Here is a 5,711-nt window from a genome sequence, read left to right as displayed (position 1 = left end):
TGTTGCGGGTGACGCGAAACTGATGCACGCCGAGCACTTCGAGCCCCGGAAACAGTTGCCCGGCAAACGCCTGCATGCACGACGACAGCAGCATGAATCCGTAACGTGCATCGCACAGCTCCGGCGGCATGGGCACGACCCGGGGCAAGGTGCGCGGGGTCTGCACCACGCCCAGTTCGATATTGCGGCCGAAGGCATCGGTGCCTCCGAGTTGCACGGCAAACACCAGGTTCTTGTTGATGACGCGGGGGAAGGGATGCGCCGGATCGAGGCCGATCGGCGTGAGCAGGGGCGAGACTTCGGTCTCGAAATAATGCTGCGCCCAGGCGCGCTGCGCATCGGTCCAGTCGGGCAGGCGGTACAGGCGGATGCCCTGCTGGTCGAGCGCGGGCAGCACGGCCTGTTGCAGCACGCGGTACTGGTCGGCAATCAGGGCGTGGGCGCGTTCGGAAATCTCGCTCAGGGCGTCGCGCACCCGCATGCCGTCGGGCGTGTGCGAAGCCGGGTCGGCTTCCAGCATGTCTTGCAGGGTGGCGACGCGGGTTTCGAAAAACTCGTCCATATTGCTCGACACGATGCTGAGAAAACGCAGCCGTTCGAGCAGGGGATTGGTGTCGTCGAGCGCCTGAAACAGCACGCGGCGATTGAATTCGAGGGTGCCCAGCTCACGATTGAGCAGGCGAGGCGCGGTGGCGGGATGGGACATGAAGGGTTCGGGCGGAAAAGCAACTGGCATTTTGCCAGTGCCGGGAACAAACCGAGCGAGAATGACGGCTTCGGATGAAATCTTGATGACATTTTTCAAAAACCTGTCATCAAACCAACGTTCAATTGCTGCTTATGCCCACCCTGCTCAATCAACACCTTGCCGCGGTCGATCTCGGATCGAACAGTTTTCGCATGCTCATCGGACGGGCGCAGGACAGTGCGGCGGGGGTGCAGGTCTATGCCATCGATTCATTGCGCGAGCCGGTACGTTTGGCGGCGGGGCTGGACGACAAGAAGTATCTGTCGGAAGCCGCGCAGCAGATCGCGTTGCAAACCCTGCAGCGCTTCGGCGAGCGGCTGCGCCAGTTTCACCCGGACCGCGTTCGCGCCGTGGCCACCAACACGGTGCGCGTGGCCAAGAATGCGCCGCAGTTTCTGCAGCGCGCGCAGGCGGCGCTGGGGTTTCCGATCGAGGTCATTGCCGGGCGGGAAGAGGCGCGGCTGGTCTATATCGGTGCGGCGCATTCGGTCTCGGTGGTGCAGGGCAAGCGCCTGGTGGTCGACATCGGCGGGGGCTCGACCGAGTTCATCATCGGCCAGGGTTATGAGCCGGGGATGATGGAGTCGCTCTACATCGGCTGCGTGTCGATGAGCCAGCGTTTCTTTCCGGGCAATCAGGTGGACGAGACCACCATGCGCGCCGCCGAGATTGCGGCGCGCAAGGAGATTCAGATCATCGCCGCCGACTTCAAGCGCAATGGCTGGAACCATGCGGTGGGGTCGAGCGGTACGGCGCGCGCGCTGGCCGACATGATCGGCGGCAGCGGTTTCAATCCGCCGGACCAGCCGGGCGACATCACCCTGCAAGGGTTGCGCGAACTGCGTCGCACCTTCGTGCGGGCGGGCAATCTCAACAAACTGCGCATGGAGGGGCTCAAACCCGACCGCGTGCCGGTCGCCGCCGGCGGGCTGGCCATCATGCTGGGGGTGTTCGAGGAACTGGGCATCCAGCACATGGAAGTCACCGATGCCGCGCTGCGCCTGGGCGTGCTCTACGACCTGCTCGGGCGCGAGCAGTCGCAAGACATGCGTGAAGTCACCGCCCTGCAGTTCACCCAGCGCTACGGCGCCGACGCCCAACAGGCGCAACGGGTCACTGAACTGGCCCTGCGGCTTTACGCGCAATTGCGCCCCAACGCCACTGAGGCCGAGCACCGACTGCTGCGCTGGGCCGGGCAGTTGCACGAAATCGGCCTGTCGATTTCGCATAGCGCCTATCACAAGCATTCGGCCTATATCGCGGCCAACGCCGATATGCCGGGCTTTTCGCGCGGTGAGCAGGCTGCGCTGGCGCAACTGGTGTTGACCCACACCGGCAAGCTGAAAAAACTCAGCGCCGCCGATCTGGAGAACCTCGATCTCGACGCCGTCATGGCGCTGCGCCTTGCAGTCATCCTGGCGCGCAACCGCACGGCGGTTGATATTGATGGACTTCATCTGCGTTATCAGCCGGCCGGCGTGAAGCTCTCGGGCCTGCGGCCGCCGCTCGATATCGTCGCTCCGGAGCCCTGGCTCAAAAGCAATCCGCTGACCGAATACAGCCTGCGCCAAGAGGCCGCCGAGTGGGCGCGGCTGAACTGGAACGTCGCGTTACACAGTCCTTCTTGATTGCGTCATGCCTGCCACGTAATGTTTGAGCAGAAGCCGCAAAAGCGGTACTGACCTTTCAAACTGGAGCACACGATGCAGATCATTCTCACGCGACATGGTGAAGTTGAAGGCATTCATCCCGAGCGTTTTCGCGGGCGTATGGAACTGGAGCTGACCGCACTGGGTCGCCAGCAGGCCAAGGCGGTGGCGCAGCGCATCGCCGCCGAGTTTTCTCCGCAGGCGGTCTACACAAGCCCGATGGGGCGCTGCCGCGAAACCGGCGCCGACATTGCCGCCGCCTGCGGCCTGAGCGCGCAGGTGCTCGAAGGGGTGAACGATCTCGACTACGGCGAGTGGCAGTGGAAGACGCACGAGGAGATGAAGGCAGCGCATCCGCAGACCTACGCCTTGTGGAAAAGCGCGCCGCAATGGGTGCGCTTTCCTGGCGGCGAGTCGCTGCAGGACTTGGCGCTGCGCACTGCCGATGGGCTGCGGACGCTGCTCGCGCGTCATGCCGACCACACCGTGGTGCTGGTCGGGCACGACAGCGTCAACCGCGCGCTGCTGCTGCACGTGCTTGATCTGCCGCTTTCCGGTTACTGGCGCATCACGCAAAAGCCTTGCTGCCTCAACCTGTTCAGTGTGGATGCGCAAGGCAAGGTCGCACTGCAACTCGTCAACGACACCACGCATCTGCGAGGATTGGCATGAAATCTGGAGGCGATCCGCAGTGCCCGTTCTGTCAAGACATGCCCTGGGTGTTGCACAACGAACTGGGCTTTGCGGTGTATGACCGCACGCCTGTCAACCCGGGGCATCTGCTGCTCATTCCCTTTCGCCATGTGGATGACTGGTTCGATTGCACCCCGCAGGAACATCAGGCGCTGCTTGAACTGGCGGCAAGGGGCCGCGATCTGCTGCTGCGCGAGCATCGGCCGGATGGCTTCAATCTGGGCGTGAACTGCGGCCGCGCGGCCGGGCAGAGCATCTTCCATGTGCATCTGCACCTCATCCCGCGCTACGACGGCGACATGGCAGAGCCGCTGGGCGGCGTGCGCGGCGTGATTCCGGCGCGGCAGAAGTATTGAGCGATTGCATTTCGACGCAACCTTGAGCGCCCAGGACATTGACCCTGCGCATTTCATGGCCTAAATTCAAATCAACAAGCGGCGATGGAGTTCGCCGTTCAATTGCCTCAATAGGGGTTTCGCCCCAGGCTGATGACTCCTACCCATGTCCCGGTTGACCCGCTGCCCGTGCCGCGGGCGCCGCCTTCAGGGAGGAGTTTTGGATGTTTACATCCCCATTGATCAGTCATGTCTTGCCGCAGGCGCAAGACGGGGCTTCAGCCCAGCGCCCTCGGTCAGCGCAAAAACAACTCATGCTTCCGCTTTGTTCACAGCGCCTGTGTCTGCAGGTGCGTCGGTTCGTGCTTGCCAACATCTGAAAGGAGTTCCGTATGTCTTCGATCTCATCCTCTCTTCTTGGCCGGGTTGACGCGCGCCTGTCCCATCTTCCGCTGTCGTGCAGTGTGGTGCTGCCTGGCGGGCAGCGGGTTGGCCCAAGCAATGCGCAAATCGAAATGCGGCTGCGCGACAAGCGGGCGCTATGGCACATCACCACCGGGCAGATCGGCAAACTGGCTGAAGATTATGTCGAGGGGATGGTGGACATTCTGGGCAATCTGCGCGACCTCATGCGCATCGCTCCGGTGCTGCTTGACGACGACCCGCGCAACGAGCCTTCGGCCGCCACCGTGCGGATGTGGCAAGGCTTGCGCCGAACCCTGTGGGAGCACAGCCACCACAGCCGCGAAAAGGACGCCGCGCAGATTCAGAGCCATTACGACGTGTCCGACGATTTTTACGCGCTGTGGCTCGATCCGCGCCGGGTGTATTCCTGCGCTTACTTTGCCGAGCCGTCGATGACCCTGGCGCAGGCGCAGGAAGCCAAGCTCGATCACATCTGCACCAAGCTCATGCTCAAGCCGGGCGAACGCTTCATCGACATCGGCGCAGGGTGGGGCGGGCTGCTGCTGTGGGCCGCCGAGCACTATGGGGTGGACGCTACCGGCATCACCCTGTCGAAGAATCAGTACAACCATGTGAACCGGCTGATCGTCGAAAAGGGCTTGCAGGGACGGGTGCGCATGCTGCTGCAGGACTACCGCGATGTGGACGAATCGAAGCCCTTCGACAAGGTGGCTTCGGTGGGCATGTGCGAACACGTCGGCCGTCCCCATCTGCCGCTGTATTTCAGCAAAATCCGCCGTCTGCTCAAACCGGGCGGGCTGGTGATGAACCACGGCATCACCGCCGGCGGGGTGGACAACAGCCAGCTCGCCGGCGGCATGGGCGACTTCATCGAGAAATACATCTTCCCGGGTGGACAACTCGTGCATGTCAGCGTAATGGCCGAGACCATGTCGCGCGGCGGCCTGGAGCCCCTTGACCTGGAATGCCTGCGGCCGCATTACGCCAAAACGCTGTGGTACTGGGTCGATGCGCTCGAAGGCCATCTCGACGAAGCCCGCCGCGTGCTGGGCGATCACGCGGAGAAGACCTTGCGCGCTTACCGGCTGTACCTCGCGGGGTCGGCGATGGGGTTTGAGCAGGGTTGGATTTCGCTGTTCCAGATTCTTGGAAGCCATGCGAATGGTGTTGTGGAAGACCGCATCGACTGCGACCGCGTGCTGCGGGCCCGGCAGTCCGAATATCCGTTCAACCGCAGTTACCAGTATGCGGGCAAGGCAAGCGCAGGCTCGGCAGACGCGGAAAAACCGCAAGTCGTTGCGGCGCCGGCCGAAGCGCAGACGGCGTAGTTGCGCGTAATTTTGCGAGTGCGACGGCGCGGTTTCGCGCCGCCGATGTCCACCCTTCAAGGAGAGGTCATGCCTGCTTCAGACGCTCTTATTTCTTCGATTCGCGCGCAGGAAATTCTCGATTCCCGCGGCACGCCGACCGTCAAGGCCACGATCACGCTGCAGTCGGGGGTGCGCGCCTCGGCGGCGGTGCCTTCGGGCGCTTCCACCGGCAGCAACGAGGCGGTGGAACTGCGCGACGGCGACCCGAAGCGCTATTTCGGCAAAGGGGTACGCAAGGTGATTGCCCATATCGAGGGCGAAATCGCCGAGGCGTTCAAAGGGCGCGACGTGTGCGATCAGGCCGCGATCGACGCGGCGCTCATCGCGCTCGACGGCACGCCCAACAAGGCGCGGCTGGGCGCCAATGCGCTGCTGGCGGTGAGCATGGCCGCCGCCCGCGCCGCCGCGCTGGTGCGCGGTGAGCCGCTGCATCGCAGCTTGTGCGAGAAGCCGTCGAACCTGCTGCCCATGCCCATGTTCAACGTGCTCA

4 protein-coding genes, 2 pseudogenes and 1 riboswitch are annotated in these 5,711 nt (G+C 63.4%); of the genes and pseudogenes, 5 read left to right on the top strand and 1 reads right to left on the bottom strand.

Annotation, left to right across the window (positions count from 1 at the left end):
* Positions 1–706 (bottom strand): annotated as a pseudogene (locus tag AC2VLV_RS01410) (polyphosphate kinase 1); the annotation flags it as partial.
* Positions 707–840: 134 nt separating this feature from the next.
* Here AC2VLV_RS01410 and AC2VLV_RS01405 point away from each other — a divergent pair.
* From AC2VLV_RS01405 to AC2VLV_RS01385, 5 genes and pseudogenes are all read left to right on the top strand, one after another.
* Positions 841–2,376: a Ppx/GppA phosphatase family protein gene (locus tag AC2VLV_RS01405; RefSeq protein ID WP_486988304.1), complete on the top strand. Its 1,536-nt coding sequence runs from the start codon at positions 841–843 to the stop codon at positions 2,374–2,376.
* A 75-nt stretch (positions 2,377–2,451) separates the two neighbouring features.
* Complete coding sequence (locus AC2VLV_RS01400) at positions 2,452–3,069, top strand: histidine phosphatase family protein (protein ID WP_486988303.1); 618 nt, start codon at positions 2,452–2,454, stop codon at positions 3,067–3,069.
* On the top strand, positions 3,066–3,446 hold the full coding sequence (locus AC2VLV_RS01395; RefSeq protein WP_486988302.1) for an HIT family protein: 381 nt from the start codon (positions 3,066–3,068) through the stop codon (positions 3,444–3,446). The genes AC2VLV_RS01400 and AC2VLV_RS01395 overlap by 4 nt, the downstream gene beginning before the upstream one ends.
* Positions 3,447–3,517: 71 nt before the next feature.
* Positions 3,518–3,595, top strand: a riboswitch (Fluoride riboswitch).
* 222 nt (positions 3,596–3,817) lie between these two features.
* Entirely contained in the window at positions 3,818–5,179 is a 1,362-nt protein-coding gene (locus tag AC2VLV_RS01390) for a class I SAM-dependent methyltransferase (RefSeq protein ID WP_486988301.1), read from the top strand.
* Between the two features lie 69 nt (positions 5,180–5,248).
* Positions 5,249–5,711: pseudogene (locus tag AC2VLV_RS01385) on the top strand (phosphopyruvate hydratase); the annotation flags it as partial.

It is taken from the genome of Thiomonas sp. TH-17, from assembly GCF_057473305.1.
The sequence above is the reverse complement of the archived record's forward strand: the minus strand, read 5'-3'. Positions and strand labels throughout refer to the sequence as shown.

Coding starts and splice junctions, on each gene's coding strand:
- AC2VLV_RS01405 (WP_486988304.1), top strand. CDS start 841: ATGCCCACCCTGCTCAATCAACACCTTGCCGCGGTCGATCTCGGATCG.
- AC2VLV_RS01390 (WP_486988301.1), top strand. CDS start 3,818: ATGTCTTCGATCTCATCCTCTCTTCTTGGCCGGGTTGACGCGCGCCTG.
- AC2VLV_RS01400 (WP_486988303.1), top strand. CDS start 2,452: ATGCAGATCATTCTCACGCGACATGGTGAAGTTGAAGGCATTCATCCC.
- AC2VLV_RS01395 (WP_486988302.1), top strand. CDS start 3,066: ATGAAATCTGGAGGCGATCCGCAGTGCCCGTTCTGTCAAGACATGCCC.